14 protein-coding genes, 22 tRNA genes and 3 rRNA genes are annotated in these 21,136 nt (G+C 39.0%); 29 read left to right on the top strand and 10 right to left on the bottom strand.

Annotated elements, in window-relative coordinates; all coding sequences use genetic code 11:
• Nucleotides 1–94: 94 nt before the first annotated feature.
• The 4 genes from MKY26_RS12670 to MKY26_RS12655 form a co-directional block, all read right to left on the bottom strand.
• The gene (locus MKY26_RS12670) at nt 95–1,231 is read right to left on the bottom strand and encodes a Ger(x)C family spore germination protein (protein ID WP_340978588.1); all 1,137 of its coding nucleotides are present in this window, start codon (nt 1,229–1,231) and stop codon (nt 95–97) included.
• Between the two features lie 259 nt (nt 1,232–1,490).
• Nucleotides 1,491–1,715 (bottom strand): hypothetical protein, encoded by a 225-nt coding sequence (locus tag MKY26_RS12665; RefSeq protein WP_095372124.1) that lies wholly within the window; start codon nt 1,713–1,715, stop codon nt 1,491–1,493.
• Between the two features lie 111 nt (nt 1,716–1,826).
• Nucleotides 1,827–2,048, bottom strand: a complete 222-nt coding sequence (locus MKY26_RS12660; RefSeq protein WP_095372125.1) for a hypothetical protein — start codon at nt 2,046–2,048, stop codon at nt 1,827–1,829.
• A 661-nt stretch (nt 2,049–2,709) separates the two neighbouring features.
• Nucleotides 2,710–3,093 carry a winged helix-turn-helix transcriptional regulator gene (locus MKY26_RS12655; RefSeq protein WP_307318079.1) on the bottom strand — a complete coding sequence of 128 codons (384 nt, stop codon included), beginning with the start codon at nt 3,091–3,093 and terminating at the stop codon, nt 2,710–2,712.
• A 138-nt stretch (nt 3,094–3,231) separates the two neighbouring features.
• Between MKY26_RS12655 and MKY26_RS12650 the strand changes: the two genes are divergently transcribed.
• A complete protein-coding gene (locus MKY26_RS12650; RefSeq protein WP_095372127.1) occupies nt 3,232–4,101 on the top strand; it encodes an SDR family oxidoreductase in 870 nt (289 codons plus the stop codon).
• A gap of 132 nt (nt 4,102–4,233) precedes the next feature.
• Here the strand turns inward: MKY26_RS12650 and MKY26_RS12645 are convergent, their stop codons facing one another.
• Both MKY26_RS12645 and MKY26_RS12640 read right to left on the bottom strand, forming a co-directional pair.
• Nucleotides 4,234–4,758 carry a GNAT family N-acetyltransferase gene (locus MKY26_RS12645; RefSeq protein ID WP_341097806.1) on the bottom strand — a complete coding sequence of 175 codons (525 nt, stop codon included), beginning with the start codon at nt 4,756–4,758 and terminating at the stop codon, nt 4,234–4,236.
• A 305-nt stretch (nt 4,759–5,063) separates the two neighbouring features.
• Entirely contained in the window at nt 5,064–5,588 is a 525-nt protein-coding gene (locus MKY26_RS12640; RefSeq protein WP_095372129.1) for an RrF2 family transcriptional regulator, read from the bottom strand.
• A gap of 193 nt (nt 5,589–5,781) precedes the next feature.
• Between MKY26_RS12640 and MKY26_RS12635 the strand changes: the two genes are divergently transcribed.
• Nucleotides 5,782–6,423: an FMN-dependent NADH-azoreductase gene (locus MKY26_RS12635; RefSeq protein WP_095372130.1), complete on the top strand. Its 642-nt coding sequence runs from the start codon at nt 5,782–5,784 to the stop codon at nt 6,421–6,423.
• Nucleotides 6,424–6,543: 120 nt separating this feature from the next.
• Here MKY26_RS12635 and MKY26_RS12630 read toward each other — a convergent pair whose 3' ends face one another.
• The 4 genes from MKY26_RS12630 to MKY26_RS12615 all read right to left on the bottom strand — a co-directional run bounded on the left by MKY26_RS12630 (nt 6,544) and on the right by MKY26_RS12615 (nt 9,187).
• Entirely contained in the window at nt 6,544–7,044 is a 501-nt protein-coding gene (locus tag MKY26_RS12630; protein ID WP_095372131.1) for an SRPBCC family protein, read from the bottom strand.
• A gap of 297 nt (nt 7,045–7,341) precedes the next feature.
• Nucleotides 7,342–7,812: a DinB family protein gene (locus MKY26_RS12625; RefSeq protein WP_095372132.1), complete on the bottom strand. Its 471-nt coding sequence runs from the start codon at nt 7,810–7,812 to the stop codon at nt 7,342–7,344.
• Between the two features lie 546 nt (nt 7,813–8,358).
• Nucleotides 8,359–8,431, bottom strand: a tRNA-Ala gene (locus MKY26_RS12620).
• A gap of 60 nt (nt 8,432–8,491) precedes the next feature.
• Nucleotides 8,492–9,187, bottom strand: coding sequence for an MgtC/SapB family protein (locus tag MKY26_RS12615; protein ID WP_095372133.1), 696 nt, complete (start codon nt 9,185–9,187; stop codon nt 8,492–8,494).
• Between the two features lie 126 nt (nt 9,188–9,313).
• Here MKY26_RS12615 and MKY26_RS12610 point away from each other — a divergent pair, with 126 nt between their 5' ends.
• The 27 genes from MKY26_RS12610 to MKY26_RS12480 all read left to right on the top strand — a co-directional run bounded on the left by MKY26_RS12610 (nt 9,314) and on the right by MKY26_RS12480 (nt 21,116).
• A complete protein-coding gene (locus MKY26_RS12610; RefSeq protein WP_322910393.1) occupies nt 9,314–10,189 on the top strand; it encodes a DMT family transporter in 876 nt (291 codons plus the stop codon).
• A 797-nt stretch (nt 10,190–10,986) separates the two neighbouring features.
• Nucleotides 10,987–12,535, top strand: a 16S ribosomal RNA gene (locus tag MKY26_RS12605).
• A gap of 218 nt (nt 12,536–12,753) precedes the next feature.
• Nucleotides 12,754–15,687: ribosomal RNA gene (locus tag MKY26_RS12600) — 23S ribosomal RNA — on the top strand.
• Nucleotides 15,688–15,916: 229 nt separating this feature from the next.
• Nucleotides 15,917–16,034, top strand: a 5S ribosomal RNA gene (rrf, locus tag MKY26_RS12595).
• Together the 16S, 23S and 5S rRNA genes with 21 tRNA genes alongside form the textbook arrangement of a ribosomal RNA operon.
• A gap of 9 nt (nt 16,035–16,043) precedes the next feature.
• Nucleotides 16,044–16,119: transfer RNA gene (locus MKY26_RS12590), tRNA-Val, on the top strand.
• A gap of 16 nt (nt 16,120–16,135) precedes the next feature.
• Nucleotides 16,136–16,211, top strand: a tRNA-Thr gene (locus MKY26_RS12585).
• A 14-nt stretch (nt 16,212–16,225) separates the two neighbouring features.
• Nucleotides 16,226–16,301: transfer RNA gene (locus tag MKY26_RS12580), tRNA-Lys, on the top strand.
• 17 nt (nt 16,302–16,318) lie between these two features.
• A tRNA-Leu gene (locus MKY26_RS12575) sits at nt 16,319–16,403 on the top strand.
• Between the two features lie 19 nt (nt 16,404–16,422).
• Nucleotides 16,423–16,497 (top strand) — tRNA-Gly (locus tag MKY26_RS12570).
• A gap of 6 nt (nt 16,498–16,503) precedes the next feature.
• Nucleotides 16,504–16,592, top strand: a tRNA-Leu gene (locus MKY26_RS12565).
• 16 nt (nt 16,593–16,608) lie between these two features.
• Nucleotides 16,609–16,682 (top strand) — tRNA-Arg (locus tag MKY26_RS12560).
• Nucleotides 16,683–16,690: 8 nt separating this feature from the next.
• Nucleotides 16,691–16,767, top strand: a tRNA-Pro gene (locus MKY26_RS12555).
• Between the two features lie 23 nt (nt 16,768–16,790).
• A tRNA-Ala gene (locus tag MKY26_RS12550) sits at nt 16,791–16,866 on the top strand.
• Between the two features lie 25 nt (nt 16,867–16,891).
• Nucleotides 16,892–16,968 (top strand) — tRNA-Met (locus tag MKY26_RS12545).
• A gap of 13 nt (nt 16,969–16,981) precedes the next feature.
• Nucleotides 16,982–17,058 (top strand) — tRNA-Ile (locus MKY26_RS12540).
• Nucleotides 17,059–17,064: 6 nt separating this feature from the next.
• Nucleotides 17,065–17,157, top strand: a tRNA-Ser gene (locus MKY26_RS12535).
• 13 nt (nt 17,158–17,170) lie between these two features.
• Nucleotides 17,171–17,244, top strand: a tRNA-Met gene (locus MKY26_RS12530).
• A gap of 3 nt (nt 17,245–17,247) precedes the next feature.
• Nucleotides 17,248–17,324 (top strand) — tRNA-Asp (locus tag MKY26_RS12525).
• 19 nt (nt 17,325–17,343) lie between these two features.
• Nucleotides 17,344–17,416 (top strand) — tRNA-Phe (locus MKY26_RS12520).
• 9 nt (nt 17,417–17,425) lie between these two features.
• Nucleotides 17,426–17,501: transfer RNA gene (locus MKY26_RS12515), tRNA-His, on the top strand.
• A 2-nt stretch (nt 17,502–17,503) separates the two neighbouring features.
• Nucleotides 17,504–17,574: transfer RNA gene (locus MKY26_RS12510), tRNA-Gly, on the top strand.
• Between the two features lie 7 nt (nt 17,575–17,581).
• Nucleotides 17,582–17,658: transfer RNA gene (locus MKY26_RS12505), tRNA-Ile, on the top strand.
• A gap of 10 nt (nt 17,659–17,668) precedes the next feature.
• Nucleotides 17,669–17,743: transfer RNA gene (locus MKY26_RS12500), tRNA-Asn, on the top strand.
• Nucleotides 17,744–17,746: 3 nt separating this feature from the next.
• Nucleotides 17,747–17,837: transfer RNA gene (locus tag MKY26_RS12495), tRNA-Ser, on the top strand.
• A 3-nt stretch (nt 17,838–17,840) separates the two neighbouring features.
• Nucleotides 17,841–17,912: transfer RNA gene (locus MKY26_RS12490), tRNA-Glu, on the top strand.
• A 179-nt stretch (nt 17,913–18,091) separates the two neighbouring features.
• A complete protein-coding gene (gene glgB / locus MKY26_RS12485) occupies nt 18,092–19,981 on the top strand; it encodes a 1,4-alpha-glucan branching enzyme (protein ID WP_095372135.1) in 1,890 nt (629 codons plus the stop codon).
• Nucleotides 19,974–21,116 (top strand): glucose-1-phosphate adenylyltransferase, encoded by a 1,143-nt coding sequence (locus MKY26_RS12480; protein WP_341097794.1) that lies wholly within the window; start codon nt 19,974–19,976, stop codon nt 21,114–21,116. The genes glgB and MKY26_RS12480 overlap by 8 nt, the downstream gene beginning before the upstream one ends.
• Nucleotides 21,117–21,136: the final 20 nt, after the last annotated feature.

Below are 21,136 nucleotides of genomic sequence, written 5' to 3'. Positions count from 1 at the left end.
TGCCTCTCTTTATTTTACTTTATGCCCTTATATTACTTTTAATTGAAGTCCTATGAATAGGTAAGAGTCTTTTTAAGCGAATAATTACTCACTTTTACTTGCTTCTTGATTTAAATACTTTATTTGGACTATGAGAATATTTAATTTCTACATTTATATCTTCGGCAGTAATATTCTTAAACATGTCTTGAAATTTGTGTTGCTTCCAAATTTTATTATGATGCCTAAAGAGGTAATCTTCAAAAAGGTATACATCTATACCTTTTTCCCTCCCAGATTTTAAAGATAAGAACGCTTCATCTCTGATTTTATCTTCAACTTTATGTTTAAGTGCATCTTGATTTACTTCGGAGGCTCCCTCCCTTAAAATGATTGTGGATTTTATGTTTAACTTGAATTTAGAATGAAAGTTGTCTTCCTCCAACGTTAATTTCGTTTTAGGATCTCTAAGTTCGACTTCAACAGGATCGTTTTTATTTTCCATATTGACTTGAATTAAACTTCTTTCAACATCTGCCTGCTTATTAGCTTTGATATAACCACTTAATTGAGATGAGTTTAAAAAACCTTTGTAGTTCCCGCCTTTAATAAAATATCCTCCATTAAAATAGGGTACTAAAAATTTCAATTCATTTTTTCTCACATTATTATTAGTTATTTCAATTCGTGGTAGTAAGATAGTCTTTGTCGCTTCACCTAAACCAATAAGAAATTTAGTTGCATCAATAGCAGGTACTTCTGAAACTTGTGTTTGTGTGTCTAGAGGTTGATTAATAATACTGCTTGTATAGGGATAATAAAAAGGCATTTTAAGTGTCAATATTTCCTCTAAATCTTCACTAGTGCCATAAATCCACCCATGGACACGTATGTTGTAATTCGAAGATAGTGAATCAGTCGTTTCCTTTAGTTTATACTTGATTATATTTTCTGAAAAAATAAAGCTATTGATATGATCAAAATTAATTTTTATTTGCATGGTTTTATAAATATTAGTTAATGCTTTATTTATTGTATTGCCTGTTCCTACACCCAACCATACAGGTTTATCTTGATTAATAGAGCTGCTCTCGGTCTTAGCTACATTTGAAAAATCCAAGAATTGAACATATACCACATATTCTTCGTCAATAAAGTCAACACCAAAACCAATGGCGTATGCTTGATATTGAATTTCTACAGGCTTTTGACATCCACTTAACAAAAGAAACATAATCATGGTAATGAGGATCCTCTTAATTTTAACTCTCCCCTTTAAGGTATACTATCTTAACTTAGAGTGATGTTAAATGGACTTAAGTATTCATAAATTATAAAGTCATTTACATATTTCATGCTCTTTACCAGGTATGCTTTTGTATTTAATCTCAGAATTATGTGCTTCGAAGTAGATGTATATTTTAATTAACCAATGTATCTGCGAGCACAGGATGAATTACAGATTATGTATAATGTCTCTTAAAAAACAGCCCACTGATGTGGGCTGTGCTTCAATATAATGGTTGTTGGTTATGACAGGATGGAAACCCACTTATATCTTGAATCATATGAAAATCATATTGTTTTAATGCGAATTGGGATTGATATAAATATTCAATCACTAATAATTTTCTTTGAGATGTACCACAAAGTTTCCCTGATGTCCCTTGACCATTGGTGAATGAGATACCAATTGGTTGGCCAATTAAATAATTAATTTTATGTTGCCATGGCATGGTGATATCACTCCTTCAAAGCATCTTATGATTTTGAAGGGATTGGGTGCTTGTATGAGCTTTATTAAAGAATTCTTAAGTTTATTTAAAAAAGCACCCAAATGAAGGTGCCTACTTAAAAAATTGATGGAAACCTAATTCCATAGGTATTAACCAAATAAAAAAACCTAATAAGGCTATTGGCCCGATAAAAAAATTGTAGAGTTTAACTGGCAATAGTTTAAAAAGCAAAAATCGATAAATGAAAGCTACACCAAACATTGTAATAAACAGAATTAGCAATGGTCCAATAAATTGCATGTAGTTAAATTCTATCCCCTTAAAAATATCCATATGGATCCTCCTTATATACATTGTGGGTATATTTTACTATAAGATGAAAAGTTTTGAAAAGAGGATACACAATTTTATGGTGCTGCTTTATTCTCTAATTGCTTGAAGACAAAACGTATAGCTCTAGTCTTTTAGGAATCTTGTTTCCCTTTGTTGGAGTAATCCTTATTGAATTGAAGATTGCCGGAAGGGGTATAGCTGTAACTTCTCCAATCAAATACGTTCTCCGAGAGTGAGCAAGAGAATATGGAATGTTAGAAAAAACACAGAAGCTCCAATCATTTATAACGTTTTGACCAGATGAAAATCAATGAAGCATCCTTTTAAGGGTTATCTTCTGAATTTTAAAAATCTATTTCTAAATACGTAGTTGATAGAAGGTGAATAATTTAGAGATTTAATTGGTTGGTGCTTATTAATCTTATATAGGAGGATGTTTTTAATAGATGTTAAGAATCTTAAATGTATGAAAAAAACCGAAGAAATCGGTTTGATTAGCGCTTATGAGTGAATATTAAAGAGAGCCCTCTTGATATTGAGGGCTATACAAATTTTAAACACCTTTAAGTAGTATTTAGATTTTTTTAAATAAACAATACTAGGTGCTGTTTTTTTTATATGGTAGCCTGGTTTAGTTCTTTCGTAAGTTAGTAAGAGTTCATTAATACTTAGATTTTTCATTCATCTCTATTTTTTTATTTAGCAAATCTTTACCCCAGGTTTGCATTGCTTCTAAAATAGGTATAAATTTTCGCCCCTGTTCGGTTAATGAATATTCTACTTTTGGTGGTACAACTTTATAAACTTCTCTGTGTACTAGGTTGTCCTCTTCAAGTTCTCTCAATTGTCTTGTTAAGATTCCTTTTGATATTCCAGGTAACATTCTCAATAATTCATTAAACCTAATGATATTATTTTGGCTTAAATGCCATAAAATCACGATTTTCCATCTGCCCGCAATTGCATTTTGGGTGACTGTTAATGGACAGATTTCTTGTTGTATTTCCTCAGTGATTGATTCATCTTGATAACTAAAACGTGCCATAATAAAACCTCCTTTTTCTCTAGGTGCTATTTTTATGACTATGTTATTAAAATGTGCCTACTTACATAAATCCTATATAACAAATAGTATAGATATTAGAATTAAAAATCAAAAATACACCATAGTGGAGGAGTTTCTATGAAAGTTTTAATAACTGGGGCAACTGGAAATTTAGGTTCTAAAGTTGTAGAATATTTACTTGCCAAATTATCAGTAGAAGAAGTAGTTGTTGGTGTACGTGACGACAAGTCTCAAAAAGCAATGGGTTATAAGAAAAAAGGCTTGGAAGTGCGAGTAGCGGATTTTGAAAAGAAAGCTACCCTAATTACTGCATTTAAAGATATAGATCGAGTATTTGTTATATCAACATTTGGTGATTATGAAACGGTTATGCGACAACATTTAAATGCAGTTGAAGCTGCCAAAGAAACAAACGTAAAACAAATTATTTATCCAAGTGTTACTAGATCAGAAGAAAATGATTTCTTCCTAGCAGTTCTTCATAGAGCACGTGAAATAGCTATTATTGAATCAGGTATCCCTTATGTAATTCTACGTAACAACTGGTATATAGAAAATGAGCTTAATACAATCCAAGGTTGTATGGATGGTGCCCCTTGGGTAACTTCTGCAGGTGAGGGGAAAATCGGTTGGGTATACCGACCAGATTTAGCTGAAGCAGCTGCAAATATTTTAGTAGAAGATGGTCATGAAAATAACATTTATGAACTTTCTGGTGAAAATTTAACACACCAGCAATTTGTTGATATATTAAATCAAGTAACAGGTAAGGAAGTTCCTTTAGTAGCAGTAGACGATGCTTCTTTTGAAAAAATGTTAAAAGATGCCGGAGTACCAGAAGCTTACCACCCTATGTTGGTAATGACTCAAAAAGGGATACGTGAAGGTGGCTTAGAATCCACACATTCCGATTTGGAATTCTTATTAAAACGTCCTGCTACATCATTGAGGCAAGCTCTTATAAAATTATTAATAACTACTAAATAGGTCAATTAAATTTTCTGCAAAAACAAACAAAAATTTTATACCACTAAATGAACTTGCACTTATGTTAAAAAGCCTTTCCAGTTGGAAGGGCTTTTTAACATAAGTCACCATTAATACAAATTAATAAGTCAGTTACTTCAAATCGGAAGTTAACATGCCATACACAATACTATCTGTCCATTCATTTTTATTCCAAAAATCTTGTATGAAATGTGCTTCCTTTCTCATACCAATTCTTTCACATAATTTTTGTGAAGATATATTTCGTGCATCTAGATTAGCCTGTATACGATGTACATTAAATTCATCAAATAATTTATAGACCAAACTACTTACTGCTTCTGTTGCCAAACCTCTACCAGCAACTTCATTTGAAAAACTATAACCAATCTCAACAGTATCTTTCATTTCTGTATACCATACGGATAAATCACCAACTACTTTATTCTTGTATATAACTGCCAAACTTAACATGGATTCTTTAGTGAGTGCACAGTTTGCTAACTTTTTATCAAACCTTTTATTCATATCTTCGTCAGTCCACTTCTCATGTAATAAGAACTTACAAGTATCATCATTATTATAAATAGCAAATACATCCTGTAAATCATTACGCTTAAAAGGTCTGATTAGTAGTCTTTCTGTTGTGATATTCAAGTTAGTTCTTCCCCCTTGCTTTTATTCTACAAACATTTCTTATAGTATTTAGCCTCCTTTATATGTTACCTTAAATACATATTTCACCATAGTAAATGAATAGCCTCTTCACCTAAATTCTCCGTTTCTTTAAGGAAAACCCTTCATTAACTCCTTAAATAAGTACATTTATTATAAGAATGCTTCCAAGATTTTTGTCTTATGATCCCCTTCTAAATAATCTTTTGGATAAAATAAACAAAATATTAATTTTTAATTAAAAAAAGACAAAAAAAGAGTAGAAATCATTCTCCTACTCTCTTTTGCTATTTAAGACTTTTATCCTTAAAGTATTCTCGGCTATCAACACGGATTTTTTTTGGTAAAACACGATCAAGTTCTTCATCTAACCAAGCAATCGTTTTGTTTCGTAAATACTCTCTCATTTGCTGTTCGGCTTCTAACATTACTAAATTTATTGTACAAGTGGAATTACCTGATATACAAGATGAACAGTCTCTATCCTCTTTTTCTTCTTTACCTACATACATAAGGTTATTACTTAAAATGTTTTTACACTGAAAAATTGGTTTAACACCTTCAACGGCTTCTATTACATCCCAAAAGGAAATTTCTTCAGGAGCCTTAGCTAATTTATAACCTCCATTGACTCCTGGAACAGAACTCACAATTTTAGCCTTTGATAATTTACCAAATGCTTTGGAAAGATATGTTTCTGAAAGCCCTTGAAATTCTGAAAGTTCTTTTATCCCAATAACTTCATCTGATGGTACATCAATTAAGTACACTAAACTATGCAACGCATATTCAACCATAACACTATATTTCATGTAATCACCTGCTCTATTTAAAACATCTTTAATTATCTTTTTATTGTATTTGTATCTTAACATAGTTTTTTTTGTTTGACACAAATTACTAATAGCGTTATATTGATTAACGTCGACAAGATTAATCGACGATTGATGTAAGAGACAATTAGTTTACCCATTAAAGAAACATTTATTCAGGAGGAATTATCTAATGAGCAAATTACTTATTATAAATGCACATCCAGAAGTGGAATCTACTTCGTCTGTTAGTCTTAATGTTCTTAATCACTTTAAAAATGTATATAAGGGATTACAATCAGAAGATGAGGTCATTGAACAAATTGACTTATATAGCGAAGAAGTACCTATGATAAATAAGATAGTTTTAAATGCATGGGCTAAGCTTGCTAAGAATCAAGAACTTACGAATGAAGAAAAAGAAGTAACAAACCGTATGAGCGCAGTGTTACAACAATTTAAAAGTGCGAATAAGTATGTAATCGTTCTCCCATTGCATAATTTTAATGTACCAACAAAATTAAAAGACTATATGGATAATATTTTAATTGCGAAAGAGACTTTTAAATATACAGAGAATGGTTCTATTGGCTTACTTAATGATGGAAGAAGTATGTTGGTGATACAAGGAAGTGGTGGTATTTATACTAATAATGACTGGTATACTGAAGTCGAATACTCACACAAATATTTGAAATCTATGTTCAATTTTATTGGAATTGAAGATTATCATATGGTTAGAGCGCAAGGGACAGCTTTACTAGAAAGAGAGACAATTTTAGAAAATGCTTATATTGAAGTCGAAAAAATTGCTTCTGAACTTGCACAGAAATAAATAAAAAAAGCAAAGAAGAGAAACTTTTAAATTTCTCTTCTTTGCTAATTGTGATATTGAATCTGACTATTTTATACTTTGCTTCAAACAAGTTTCTTGTTAAAGTTAGCCTTATTTTTATTAAAATGATGGATATGTAATATTTCCTTTTTCTACCAATTCTTTCAAACCTAAGAACATATAATGCCAACCTTGTTCGGTATCTTTTTTCCAATCTTCATGTGCTTTTTGAATATCTTCAGTTGTCCAATCTTTTTCATGGATTACGTTAATTTCTTGTGTGAAAATCATTTCACAGCCTGATTCAAGCGATTCGATTTCCACTGTAATGTCGTCTTCTAAATCACTAAATTGAGGCATTTTGAATGTGAAAACAAGTTTCGCTGGTGGTTCAACCAATTTGTATTCTCCAATAGCTCGATAATCTTTCCCATCCCGATGATCCACAACTTCCCATGTTCCACCTACACGAGGATTACTCTTTGCCACTTTATTTGTATGTTCCATGGTGAACATCCATTTTTTAATCGTGTCTGCTTTAGTCCACGCGTCAAATACTTTTTCTGCTGGAACATTAAATTTGCGTTTCATATTAAGGGTTGTTATTGATGTTTTTGCCATCTGAACCATCCTCTCAACGATTATTATTCTTTTGATTCATTCTTACGTCTTTACTACTTGAAACGTTGCTCTTATATACGAAAGTGGCCTTTCAAAAAAATAGTATAACCAATATTGGATAATATTACAAAACCATCAATGGTTAAATCTCGATACTTTTTCTTGAGAACGTCAGAATGAAAGCAGGATATCAAGAAGTTATCATTTCAGCCAATTTTCAAAGACTTTGTAGCCATCAATTTGTATTCATTCTCTACACCATACGTATCAGCGAGTTGTTGATAACACCAATGAGACTTAATCCCATATATGGATTCTAGGTATTCCTGCTGATCTTAAGTAATCCAATAACTGACCGGTATGAACAGATTCATGATAAGCAATTCGTAATAGCATGTCACCTAAATCTCGTATGTAACCTGCATCGGAACGGTCAATTTTTATATTAAATAGGTCTTCTTCTGAAAATGATTTAATTGTATTTATAAAATGCTGTCTATAAGGTTCAGCAAAATCCAATTCTGCATTTACAGAAGTGAAAGGACGATTTTCGAATGGAGAATTGAATTTGGACAAACTCCTTCTATTTTTAATTGCTAGGTGATAATAATGTTCGCTTTCTAACACATGCCTAATCATTTCTAGGCATGTCAAGGCTTCATCATCAGGCTTCCATTCTAGCTTATCTTGAGGAATAGATGTCCAGACCTTAATACTTCTTCTTCTAATTTCGTTGAAGTTTAAAATAATTAAATTAACTGAGTTCATAATATCCTCCTTGAAAATTATATCTTTAATATACACGAATAAATGTTCGTGTTAAAGAGGATTAGTTGAGCATTTAAAAAACAAGATTAGAGGAGTGATGTAGAAGTAAGTGGAAGAATAAGAGAATAAGGCACAGGAGCTGCATTTAACAACGGACTTACTAGCCTTATTCAGTCAAATGAGGTACAGAATTACCATGGAGTATGACAATACCATTTAGTGCATTCTTGTGGTTTTACTTCACCTGCAGCAGAAGCAGGAGAAACAATTGTTAAGGTGAGTATATTCAGGATCTTTATAATCGAGTTAGTAACTTATGGAACCGATTCATTTTCTGTCCAACCCTGCTCCTCTCTAATAACATCTTCATCTTCTGGGTTTACAGCATGTACTTTAATGGCAACCCTTGTTTTCAGAATGTTTGCACTTGATTATGTGCTTATACAATTTATGTGATGCTTCTAAAGGTGTTGAATGAGGTTTGTAGTGGGGGAGGATAATTAGACAAAAATAAAAGAAGCCCTGATAAATCAAGGCTTCTTGGTATGGAGAATAGGGGGCTCGAACCCCTGACCTCATCGCTGCCAGCGATGCGCTCTCCCAGCTGAGCTAATCCCCCGCTAGATATATTGAAATTATAGCGGGAGAATGAATATTTTTCAATAGTCAAAATAAAAAATTAGTGCAAGCTTTCTATTTCCATCGACTTTACTCCCGGCACTTGAGAAATTGTATGATAAAAGTCAGTTGTTTTTTTACGATAATCTACTGCAATAGTTAAATAAACTTGTGGGTAGCCCTCTTCAGTATCTTTAATTCTCATCCTGCGAATAGCCGCTTGCTGCTCTTTAATGGTATGAATAATCGTCGTGATCTGTTCCTTCGTTTCAACTGCCATTTTCATCGTAATCTCTTTTTCTCGTAGTTGTCTTGGGCCAATAAGCCCTAATAAGTAGGGAACAACTTCAACTGAAATAATAAGTAATACGACGCCTGCAACAGCCTCCATATAATATCCAGCTCCAACAGCGATACCAATTCCAGCTGCGCCCCAAATTAAGGCGGCTGTTGTAAGGCCGGAAATACTATCATTCCCTCTCCTCAATATGACCCCTGCACCAAGAAAGCCAATTCCTGATACAATTTGAGCTGCTAAACGTAAAGGATCCATTGTAATATTAATATCGTCATTACCTGGAAATATGTATGCTGATTCTATTGACACAATAGTGAGAAGACAGCTAACGATTGAAATGACTAGGCTTGTTTTTAAGCCAACTGGTTTACGTTTTAGTTCTCTTTCTAGTCCTATAATAAGACCAAGCACAGCTGAAATCCCTAACTTCATTAGGACATCCATTTCTAATCCGTACATAATATCGCCTGCTTTATCATTTAATAAATTTTAAATAAGTTACCTTTACTATAGGTTTAAGGTGTAAAATAGTCTATACCTAAATATCAATATATAGAGACAAGGTGATAGCATGGGGTAGTTAAGATGAATCCGCTTTTTGTATTAGCTATAGGAGTTGTTTCAGTTTCAACTTCAGCCATTTTTGTAAAGTTGATTTCAGCTCCCCCTGGTATTATTGCTTTTTATCGTCTCCTTTTTTCAGTCGTGCTTATGATGCCAATCTTTCTTTTAAAATATGTTCATGAAATTCGTCATATTACAAGCAAGGATTGGCTGTTTTCTATCATTGCGGGTATTTTTTTAGCTTTCCATTTTATTTTATGGTTTGAGTCTCTTCAATACACATCGGTTGCTAGCTCGACTGTGTTAGTTGCCTTACAACCGATTTTTGCATTTATAGGTACTTATCTCTTCTTTAAAGAAAAAACTTCTTGGAAATCCATTTTGTCAACTATAACTGCGATAGGCGGTTGTATCATTATTAGCTGGGGTGATTTTCTACTAAGTGAAAAGGCGCTCTATGGAGATTTGTTAGCACTCATCGCCTGTGGGCTAGTAACAGGGTATTTACTGTTTGGGCAGACCGTCCGTCAAAGAGTATCCCTGATTACTTATACATTTATTGTATACAGTATTAGCACATTGACACTTTTTATCTATGTCATGCTTAACAAACAACCTTTGTATCCTTATCAAGTAAATGACTGGATTTTTTTAATTCTCTTAGCACTTTTTCCAACATTATTAGGCCATACATTATTTAATTGGTCTGTAAAGTATTTAAGTACTTCTGTTATTTCGATGGCTACTTTGTTTGAACCTGTGGGTGCAGCCATTTTAGCTTATTTTGTACTACAAGAAAGAATAGCTTGGTCACAAATTTTGGGTGGGCTATTTGTTATAGTAGGGCTATCTTCCTTTTTAATAGATGAAAGAAGAAGAAGAAAGAAACGATTATAGGCAAATAATGAAGATCAAGTTTAGAAAATGAAGCAAAAGGTGAGCCAAGAATGAGCTCACCTTTTTTATATAAATAAATAGGATAATCTACTAAAAATAAATGCAGCTGTTACGGTGAAGATGAAAGTTCCTCCATAAACTTTACCTGGTGAATTAGCGATGCGAATACCTTCCACATAAGCGAATGAAAATAAAAAAAGGGCCATAATTACTGATACGTATAGTGCTACATCTTCCAGCTCTATTCACACCTTTCATATATAATAGAATGAGATTAGTAGATTATATGACCCATTCTCAACTTTATGACAAATATTTATGATAAGGATGAAGAGAAAGAGAGATTACTTATTGAGTTAAGACGGGAGCTTAGAAGAAGGGAAGAATGATTGAAGAGTATCTGAAGAGTATCTATATATAAGTAAAGCAAAAGATAATTAATAGTTTCTTGTGGTTATCAATTAATGGAAACGCTTAACTATATGATAGTTACGATACTTAATAAAAATATGAAAAACTTGATTAAAACTTTTAAAATTATATTGCAAACACTTTTTAATCATGATATAGTTATTTTTGTTCCCGATAAAAGAAAAATTTACTAATTTAATCACTTAAATTATTTTAAAAAAATGGTTGACGTGATGAAGACGGGATGTTATGATAATAAAGTCGCTTTTAAAGCGAACGAGATTGTTCTTTGAAAACTGAACGAACATAAAACGTCAAGCGTAATTCTAAAAAGCTGATTTATCAGCAACAAAGCACCATAGGTGCAAATGAGCTAATCAAACACTTTATTGGAGAGTTTGATCCTGGCTCAGGACGAACGCTGGCGGCGTGCCTAATACATGCAAGTCGAGCGAATCTGAGGGAGCTTGCTCCCAAAGATTAGCGGCGGACGGGTGAGTAACACGTGGGCAACCTGCCTGTAAGACTGGGATAACTCCGGGAAACCGGGGCTAATACCGGATAATATCTATTTATACATATAATTAGATTGAAAGATGGTTCTGCTATCACTTACAGATGGGCCCGCGGCGCATTAGCTAGTTGGTGAGGTAACGGCTCACCAAGGCGACGATGCGTAGCCGACCTGAGAGGGTGATCGGCCACACTGGGACTGAGACACGGCCCAGACTCCTACGGGAGGCAGCAGTAGGGAATCTTCCGCAATGGACGAAAGTCTGACGGAGCAACGCCGCGTGAGTGATGAAGGTTTTCGGATCGTAAAACTCTGTTGTTAGGGAAGAACAAGTATCGGAGTAACTGCCGGTACCTTGACGGTACCTAACCAGAAAGCCACGGCTAACTACGTGCCAGCAGCCGCGGTAATACGTAGGTGGCAAGCGTTGTCCGGAATTATTGGGCGTAAAGCGCGCGCAGGCGGTTCCTTAAGTCTGATGTGAAAGCCCACGGCTCAACCGTGGAGGGTCATTGGAAACTGGGGAACTTGAGTGCAGAAGAGGAAAGTGGAATTCCAAGTGTAGCGGTGAAATGCGTAGAGATTTGGAGGAACACCAGTGGCGAAGGCGACTTTCTGGTCTGTAACTGACGCTGAGGCGCGAAAGCGTGGGGAGCAAACAGGATTAGATACCCTGGTAGTCCACGCCGTAAACGATGAGTGCTAAGTGTTAGAGGGTTTCCGCCCTTTAGTGCTGCAGCAAACGCATTAAGCACTCCGCCTGGGGAGTACGACCGCAAGGTTGAAACTCAAAGGAATTGACGGGGGCCCGCACAAGCGGTGGAGCATGTGGTTTAATTCGAAGCAACGCGAAGAACCTTACCAGGTCTTGACATCCTCTGACAATCCTAGAGATAGGACTTTCCCCTTCGGGGGACAGAGTGACAGGTGGTGCATGGTTGTCGTCAGCTCGTGTCGTGAGATGTTGGGTTAAGTCCCGCAACGAGCGCAACCCTTGATCTTAGTTGCCAGCATTTAGTTGGGCACTCTAAGGTGACTGCCGGTGACAAACCGGAGGAAGGTGGGGATGACGTCAAATCATCATGCCCCTTATGACCTGGGCTACACACGTGCTACAATGGATGGTACAAAGGGCTGCAAGACCGCGAGGTTTAGCCAATCCCATAAAACCATTCTCAGTTCGGATTGTAGGCTGCAACTCGCCTACATGAAGCCGGAATCGCTAGTAATCGCGGATCAGCATGCCGCGGTGAATACGTTCCCGGGCCTTGTACACACCGCCCGTCACACCACGAGAGTTTGTAACACCCGAAGTCGGTGGGGTAACCTTTTGGAGCCAGCCGCCTAAGGTGGGACAGATGATTGGGGTGAAGTCGTAACAAGGTAGCCGTATCGGAAGGTGCGGCTGGATCACCTCCTTTCTAAGGAATATACGGAATTGACTTGATGTTAGACTGTTCGTTCAGTTTTGAGAGTATAATCTCTCAATTCAATCGTTCTTTGAAAACTAGATAATGTAATGAAGAAGATTACCGAGTAATCGCCACCTTAGTTATTTTCTCTCTATATAATAGAGTAGAGATACTAAACTTTTTTAAAACACACAACCGTGAGGGAAGCGAAAGCAACCCAAACATATGGTTAAGTTAATAAGGGCGCACGGTGAATGCCTTGGCACTAGGAGCCGATGAAGGACGGGACTAACACCGATATGCTTCGGGGAGCTGTAAGTAAGCTTTGATCCGGAGATTTCCGAATGGGGAAACCCCCTATCCGTTATGGGATAGGATCCATACCTGAATACATAGGGTATGGAAGGCAGACCCGGGGAACTGAAACATCTAAGTACCCGGAGGAAGAGAAAGCAAACGCGATTCCCTGAGTAGCGGCGAGCGAAACGGGATTAGCCCAAACCAAGAGGCTTGCCTCTTGGGGTTGTAGGACATTCTATACGGAGTTACAAAGGAACGAGATAGACGAAGAGGTCTGGAAAGGCCCGCCATAGGAGGTAAAAGCCCTGTAGTTGAAACTTCGTTCCCTCCAGAGTGGATCCTGAGTACGGCGGGACACGAGAAATCCCGTCGGAAGCAGGGAGGACCATCTCCCAAGGCTAAATACTCCCTAGTGACCGATAGTGAACCAGTACCGTGAGGGAAAGGTGAAAAGCACCCCGGAAGGGGAGTGAAAGAGATCCTGAAACCGTGTGCCTACAAGTAGTTAGAGCCCGTTAATGGGTGATAGCGTGCCTTTTGTAGAATGAACCGGCGAGTTACGATTACATGCGAGGTTAAGTTGGACAGACGGAGCCGTAGCGAAAGCGAGTCTGAATAGGGCGAATTTAGTATGTGGTCGTAGACCCGAAACCAGGTGATCTACCCATGTCCAGGGTGAAGTCCAGGTAACACTGGATGGAGGCCCGAACCCACGTACGTTGAAAAGTGCGGGGATGAGGTGTGGGTAGCGGAGAAATTCCAATCGAACTTGGAGATAGCTGGTTCTCTCCGAAATAGCTTTAGGGCTAGCCTCATGCGTAAGAATCTTGGAGGTAGAGCACTGTTTGGACTAGGGGCCCTCATCGGGTTACCGAATTCAGACAAACTCCGAATGCCAAAGATTTATCCATGGGAGTCAGACTGCGAGTGATAAGATCCGTAGTCAAGAGGGAAACAGCCCAGACCACCAGCTAAGGTCCCAAAGTATACGTTAAGTGGAAAAGGATGTGGAGTTGCTTAGACAACCAGGATGTTGGCTTAGAAGCAGCCACCATTTAAAGAGTGCGTAATAGCTCACTGGTCGAGTGACTCCGCGCCGAAAATGTACCGGGGCTAAACGTATCACCGAAGCTGTGGATTGAACATCGTTGATGTTCAGTGGTAGGAGAGCGTTCTAAGGGCGTTGAAGCTAGACCGTAAGGACTGGTGGAGCGCTTAGAAGTGAGAATGCCGGTATGAGTAGCGAAAGATGGGTGAGAATCCCATCCACCGAATGCCTAAGGTTTCCTGAGGAAGGCTCGTCCGCTCAGGGTTAGTCGGGACCTAAGCCGAGGCTGAAAAGCGTAGGCGATGGACAACAGGTTGATATTCCTGTACCACCGTATTCTGTTTGAGTGATGGGGGGACGCAGGAGGATAGGGTAAGCGCACTATTGGATGTGCGTCTAAGCAGTTAGAGGGACCATGAGGCAAATCCCATGGTCACATACCTTGAGCTGTGATAGCGAGGGAAATTTAGTACCGAAGTTCTTGATTCCACACTGCCAAGAAAAGCCTCTAGCGAGGAATAAGGTGCCCGTACCGCAAACCGACACAGGTAGGCGAGGAGAGAATCCTAAGGTGAGCGAGAGAACTCTCGTTAAGGAACTCGGCAAAATGACCCCGTAACTTCGGGAGAAGGGGTGCTCATTAGGGTGTTAAAGCCTTGATGAGCCGCAGTGAATAGGCCCAGGCGACTGTTTAGCAAAAACACAGGTCTCTGCGAAGCCGCAAGGCGAAGTATAGGGGCTGACGCCTGCCCGGTGCTGGAAGGTTAAGAGGAGAGGTTAGCTCACGCGAAGCTTTGAATCGAAGCCCCAGTAAACGGCGGCCGTAACTATAACGGTCCTAAGGTAGCGAAATTCCTTGTCGGGTAAGTTCCGACCCGCACGAAAGGCGTAACGATCTGGGCACTGTCTCAACGAGAGACTCGGTGAAATTATAGTACCTGTGAAGATGCAGGTTACCCGCGACAGGACGGAAAGACCCCGTGGAGCTTTACTGTAGCCTGATATTGAATTTTGGTACAGCTTGTACAGGATAGGTAGGAGCCTTAGAAGCCGGAGCGCTAGCTTCGGTGGAGGCGTCGGTGGGATACTACCCTGGCTGTATTGAAATTCTAACCCACATCCCTTATCGGGATGGGAGACAGTGTCAGGTGGGCAGTTTGACTGGGGCGGTCGCCTCCTAAAGAGTAACGGAGGCGCCCAAAGGTTCCCTCAGAATGGTTGGAAATCATTCGTAGAGTGTAAAGGCACAAGGGAGCTTGACTGCGAGACCTACAAGTCGAGCAGGGACGAAAGTCGGGCTTAGTGATCCGGTGGTTCCGCATGGAAGGGCCATCGCTCAACGGATAAAAGCTACCCCGGGGATAACAGGCTTATCTCCCCCAAGAGTCCACATCGACGGGGAGGTTTGGCACCTCGATGTCGGCTCATCGCATCCTGGGGCTGTAGTCGGTCCCAAGGGTTGGGCTGTTCGCCCATTAAAGCGGTACGCGAGCTGGGTTCAGAACGTCGTGAGACAGTTCGGTCCCTATCCGTCGTGGGCGCAGGAAATTTGAGAGGAGCTGTCCTTAGTACGAGAGGACCGGGATGGACGCACCGCTGGTGTACCAGTTGTCTTGCCAAAGGCATCGCTGGGTAGCTATGTGCGGAAGGGATAAGTGCTGAAAGCATCTAAGCATGAAGCCCCCCTCGAGATGAGATTTCCCATAGCGCAAGCTAGTAAGATCCCTGAAAGATGATCAGGTTGATAGGTTAGAGGTGGAAGTGTGGCGACACATGTAGCTGACTAATACTAATCGATCGAGGACTTAACCAAAAACGAAAAGCGAAAGCACCTACCTAGGCGCTGTAGCTGGACAATACGAAATGCGGGCGGCTTTAAGCCGCCGCAGCTAGACAGCACTACGTAAGTAGTCGCGTCAGCACGCATTCAGGCGATTACTCAAAACAATCTTCTTCAACATTACCTAGTTTTCAGAGAATGATTTAAAATTTCTCTTGAAAATTTTATTAAAGACGTTATAATAATATATGTCTTTAAAAAGTCCGGTGGCGATAGCGAGAAGGTCACACCCGTTCCCATACCGAACACGGAAGTTAAGCTTCTAAAGCGCCGATGGTAGTTAGGGGCTGTCCCCTTGTGAGAGTAGGACGTTGCCGGGCATACATATTGGAGGATTAGCTCAGCTGGGAGAGCATCTGCCTTACAAGCAGAGGGTCGGCGGTTCGATCCCGTCATCCTCCACCATTTTTTGTGTGTATTTGCCGGCCTAGCTCAATTGGTAGAGCAACTGACTTGTAATCAGTAGGTTGGGGGTTCAAGTCCTCTGGCCGGCACCACTCGTGCTTTGTACGAGCCATTAGCTCAGTTGGTAGAGCATCTGACTTTTAATCAGAGGGTCGAAGGTTCGAGTCCTTCATGGCTCACCATTTGATCATTTTAATATGCGGGTGTGGCGGAATTGGCAGACGCACCAGACTTAGGATCTGGCGCCGCAAGGCGTGGGGGTTCGACTCCCTTCACCCGCACCATTTTTCATTTTAAATATTTGCGGAAGTAGTTCAGTGGTAGAACATCACCTTGCCAAGGTGAGGGTCGCGGGTTCGAATCCCGTCTTCCGCTCCAATATGTGCCGGGGTGGCGGAACTGGCAGACGCACAGGACTTAAAATCCTGCGGTAGGTGACTACCGTACCGGTTCGATTCCGGTCCTCGGCACCATTCTTTTTAAAATTAAGCGCCCGTAGCTCAATTGGATAGAGCGTTTGACTACGGATCAAAAGGTTAGGGGTTCGACTCCTCTCGGGCGCGTTTTGTATCGGGAAGTAGCTCAGCTTGGTAGAGCACTTGGTTTGGGACCAAGGGGTCGCAGGTTCGAATCCTGTCTTCCCGACCACTAGATATACATATATATTTTTAGGGGCCTTAGCTCAGCTGGGAGAGCGCCTGCTTTGCACGCAGGAGGTCAGCGGTTCGATCCCGCTAGGCTCCACCAATTAATTTTATACAATATATTCTATGGCGGTGTAGCTCAGCTGGCTAGAGCGTACGGTTCATACCCGTGAGGTCGGGGGTTCGATCCCCTCCGCCGCTACCATAGATAGAATGATGGACCTTTAGCTCAGCTGGTTAGAGCAGACGGCTCATAACCGTCCGGTCGTAGGTTCGAGTCCTACAAGGTCCACCATTATTCGGAGGAATACCCAAGTCTGGCTGAAGGGATCGGTCTTGAAAACCGACAGGGGTGTTAAAGCCCGCGGGGGTTCGAATCCCTCTTCCTCCGCCATTCATATTATTATCGCGGGGTGGAGCAGTCCGGTAGCTCGTCGGGCTCATAACCCGAAGGTCGCAGGTTCAAATCCTGCCCCCGCAATCTGGTCCGGTAGTTCAGTTGGTTAGAATGCCTGCCTGTCACGCAGGAGGTCGCGGGTTCGAGTCCCGTCCGGACCGCCATTTACATATTTATTATTTTGGCTCAGTAGCTCAGTCGGTAGAGCAAAGGACTGAAAATCCTTGTGTCGGCGGTTCGATTCCGTCCTGAGCCATCTTTTATGGCGGTTGTGGCGAAGTGGTTAACGCATCGGATTGTGGTTCCGACATTCGTGGGTTCGATTCCCATCAGCCGCCCCATTGCGGGTGTAGTTTAGTGGTAAAACCTCAGCCTTCCAAGCTGATGATGAGGGTTCGATTCCCTTCACCCGCTTAAATAGGGGCCTATAGCTCAGCTGGTTAGAGCGCACGCCTGATAAGCGTGAGGTCGATGGTTCGAGTCCATTTAGGCCCACCATTTATATTATTCCGCAGTAGCTCAGTGGTAGAGCATTCGGCTGTTAACCGAACGGTCGTAGGTTCGAATCCTACCTGCGGAGCCATATGGAGAAGTACTCAAGTGGCTGAAGAGGCGCCCCTGCTAAGGGTGTAGGTCGGGCAACCGGCGCGAGGGTTCAAATCCCTCCTTCTCCGCCAGTTGGCCCCTTGGTCAAGCGGTTAAGACACCGCCCTTTCACGGCGGTAACACGGGTTCGAATCCCGTAGGGGTCATAAAAAAGAAGCTGTCAACATAAGTTGACAGCTTCTTTTTTATGTGGCTAACACTTTTTGGATGTTATATTATCTGTCATTAGATGTCAAAATAATTTGAAAAATAACAAGGGATTTTTATACTTAAGACGAATTATTTAAGAAAGAGTAATGTAATACAAGGAGTGGAATGAATTAAGATGAATACAACTGCATACCCCACTGAATTCGAAATGCACTTGTTTCATGAAGGAAGCTTATTTAAGGCATACGAACTGTTTGGATCACACCGTCATAAAGAAGGAGATAATTGGGTTACTTCCTTTACTATCTATGCTCCACATGCCACCTCAATATCATTAGTTGGTTCTTTTAATCATTGGAATGGCGAAGGTTTTTCATTAGATAAAGTAAATAAAGAGGGGATATGGAGAATTCAGCTAGATGGAGATTTAACAGGAGAAATTTATAAATATGCAATTAAGAACAAGGATGAACAAACTTTTTTAAAGGCTGATCCTTTTGCTTTTTGTTCAGAATTACGGCCTAGTACTGCTTCGATTGTTTATTCCTTAGAAGGTTACAAATGGAAGGACCAAGGCTGGCAAAAGGAAAAACAACAAAGGAAAGCATTTTCAGAACCTATGATGATATATGAGATGCACTTAGGTACATGGAAAAAGAGGAATGGCCTTTTATTGACATACAGTGAACTAGCAGAAGAAATCATTCCTTACGTAAAGGAGCATGGTTTTACACATATTGAATTGATGCCTATAATTGAACACCCTTATGATCGTTCATGGGGGTATCAAGGAACAGGCTATTATTCGGCTACTAGTAGATATGGTGAACCAAAAGATTTAATGTTTTTTATTGATCAATGTCATCAAAATAATATTGGTGTTATTTTAGATTGGGTACCAGGACATTTCTGTAAAGATCAACATGGGCTATATTGTTTAGATGGTGAATATGTTTATGAATACGAAACAGAAGCTGATAGGGAAAATTTTGTTTGGGGTACAGCTAATTTTAATTTAAGTAAAACAGAGGTTCATAGTTTCCTCATATCCAATGCTATTTTTTGGATGGAAAAATACCATGTCGATGGATTTAGAATTGATGCAGTATCAAATATCATTTTTTGGCCTAATAACGAGAATAGGGAAAATCCATTTGGTATTCAATTTTTACAGAAATTAAATAAGGCTGTTTTTGCTTATGATCCTTCTATCTTGATGATGGCAGAGGATTCTACAGATTGGCCCCAAGTAACGGCTCCTGTTCACTATGGCGGATTAGGTTTCAGTTATAAATGGAATATGGGGTGGATGAATGATGTATTATCTTATATGGAGAAAGCCCCACATGAACGGCAATACCACCATAATAAAATGACTTTTTCATTAATGTATGCATACTCCGAAAATTTTCTCTTACCGTTATCACATGATGAGGTTGTCCATGGGAAGAAATCCCTGCTAGACAAGATGCCAGGAGATTATTGGCAAAAATTTGCCCAATATCGTTTGCTCTTAGGTTTTATGATGACACATCCAGGTAAAAAGCTGTTATTTATGGGGTTTGAGCTAGGACAATTTGCCGAGTGGAAAGATGAAGCTGAGTTGGATTGGCACTTACTTCAGTATGAAATGCATGCAAAAACGAATCATTATGTGAAGAAGTTAATAAAGTTATATAAGAGATCTAAATCATTATATGAATGGGACCACAGATCAGAAGGTTTTGAGTGGATTGATGCTAATAACCATCAGCAATCCATTTTTTCATTTATTCGTAAAGGAGTAGAAGAACAAGAAATATTAATTGTTGTATGTAACTTTTCCCCTCAAGTATATATGAATTTTCGAATGGGTGTTCCTAAAAATGGGAGTTATAGAGAAGTGTTTAATAGTGATAATAATGAATTTGGTGGCTCCCATTGTATTAATAAACGTGTATTAAATACAAAAAAACTATCCTATCATGGAAAACCATACAGCATCGAAATGACGATACCACCATTCGGTATTTCAGTATTACGTCCTGTTAGAAAAAGAAAAAGGAGTGATGTTGTAAATGGCTAACAAGAAATGTGTAGCGATGTTGCTTGCTGGAGGCAAAGGAAGCCGCCTTAATTCTTTGACGAAGGAGCTTGCTAAACCAGCTGTACCTTTTGGAGGTAAATACCGCATCATCGATTTTACACTTAGTAATTGTACAAATTCAGGCATCGATACAGTCGGTGTACTAACACAATATCAACCGCTAATACTCAATTCATATATTGGCATAGGAAGCGCTTGGGATTTGGATAGAAGAAATGGCGGTGTGACAGTACTTCCCCCATACAGTGAATCTTCTGAAGTCAAATGGTATACAGGTACGGCAAGTGCTATCTATCAGAATATCAATTATTTAGAGCAACATAACCCCGAATATGTATTAATTTTATCAGGTGACCATATTTACAAAATGAACTATGACTTAATGCTAGATTACCATATTATTAAAGGAGCTGATGCGACAATCTCTGTTATAGAGGTCCCGTGGCATGAAACAAATCGTTTTGGTATTATGAATACTTCTTTAGATATGAGAATAGAAGATTTTGAAGAAAAACCTGAGCAAGCAAAGAATAATTTAGCATCAATGGGCATTTATATCTTTAAATGGTCAGTACTAAATGAGTTTTTACAAAAGGATAATCAAAATAAGGACTCAAGCCATGATTTTGGAAAAGATATTATTCCTGAGATGTTGAAGTTAAATAAGAAACTTTATGCCTATCCTTTTAATGGTTATTGGAAAGACGTTGGTACAGTTCAAAGTCTATGGGAAGCTAATATGGATTTATTAGATGACAATTGTGAGTTAAATCTTTTTGATCAAGACTGGAGAATTTACTCAGTTAATCCTAACCATCCTCCACAATATATTTCTCCACAAGCAAAGGTCAAACAATCTTTAGTAAATGAAGGATGTACGATTGAAGGCGAGGTAATCAAATCAGTTCTCTTTCAAGGTGTAGCGATTGATAAAGGGTCTGTTATTAAAGAGTCAGTAGTTATGCCAAATACAAGGATTGGTAAGAATGTCATATTAGAAAAAGTCATTGTCCCATCTAATATAGTTATACCAGATGGGACAGTAATTAAAGAAAGAAAAGAAACAAGTGAAGCATTGTTAATCACGCCAGAAAGTATTTGTCATTTTGCATAAATGTAGAACTGTATGATTTT

This window comes from Cytobacillus sp. FSL R7-0680, from assembly GCF_038009245.1.
GTDB classification, from domain to species: domain Bacteria; phylum Bacillota; class Bacilli; order Bacillales; family Cytobacillaceae; genus Cytobacillus; species Cytobacillus kochii.
This window is presented reverse-complemented; position numbering and strand designations above follow the sequence as displayed.

Coding starts and splice junctions, on each gene's coding strand:
- MKY26_RS12665 (WP_095372124.1), bottom strand. CDS start 1,715: ATGCCATGGCAACATAAAATTAATTATTTAATTGGCCAACCAATTGGT.
- MKY26_RS12660 (WP_095372125.1), bottom strand. CDS start 2,048: ATGGATATTTTTAAGGGGATAGAATTTAACTACATGCAATTTATTGGA.
- MKY26_RS12655 (WP_307318079.1), bottom strand. CDS start 3,093: ATGGCACGTTTTAGTTATCAAGATGAATCAATCACTGAGGAAATACAA.
- MKY26_RS12650 (WP_095372127.1), top strand. CDS start 3,232: ATGAAAGTTTTAATAACTGGGGCAACTGGAAATTTAGGTTCTAAAGTT.
- MKY26_RS12640 (WP_095372129.1), bottom strand. CDS start 5,588: ATGAAATATAGTGTTATGGTTGAATATGCGTTGCATAGTTTAGTGTAC.
- MKY26_RS12635 (WP_095372130.1), top strand. CDS start 5,782: ATGAGCAAATTACTTATTATAAATGCACATCCAGAAGTGGAATCTACT.
- MKY26_RS12630 (WP_095372131.1), bottom strand. CDS start 7,044: ATGGCAAAAACATCAATAACAACCCTTAATATGAAACGCAAATTTAAT.
- MKY26_RS12625 (WP_095372132.1), bottom strand. CDS start 7,812: ATGAACTCAGTTAATTTAATTATTTTAAACTTCAACGAAATTAGAAGA.
- MKY26_RS12615 (WP_095372133.1), bottom strand. CDS start 9,187: ATGTACGGATTAGAAATGGATGTCCTAATGAAGTTAGGGATTTCAGCT.
- MKY26_RS12610 (WP_322910393.1), top strand. CDS start 9,314: ATGAATCCGCTTTTTGTATTAGCTATAGGAGTTGTTTCAGTTTCAACT.
- glgB (WP_095372135.1), top strand. CDS start 18,092: ATGAATACAACTGCATACCCCACTGAATTCGAAATGCACTTGTTTCAT.
- MKY26_RS12480 (WP_341097794.1), top strand. CDS start 19,974: ATGGCTAACAAGAAATGTGTAGCGATGTTGCTTGCTGGAGGCAAAGGA.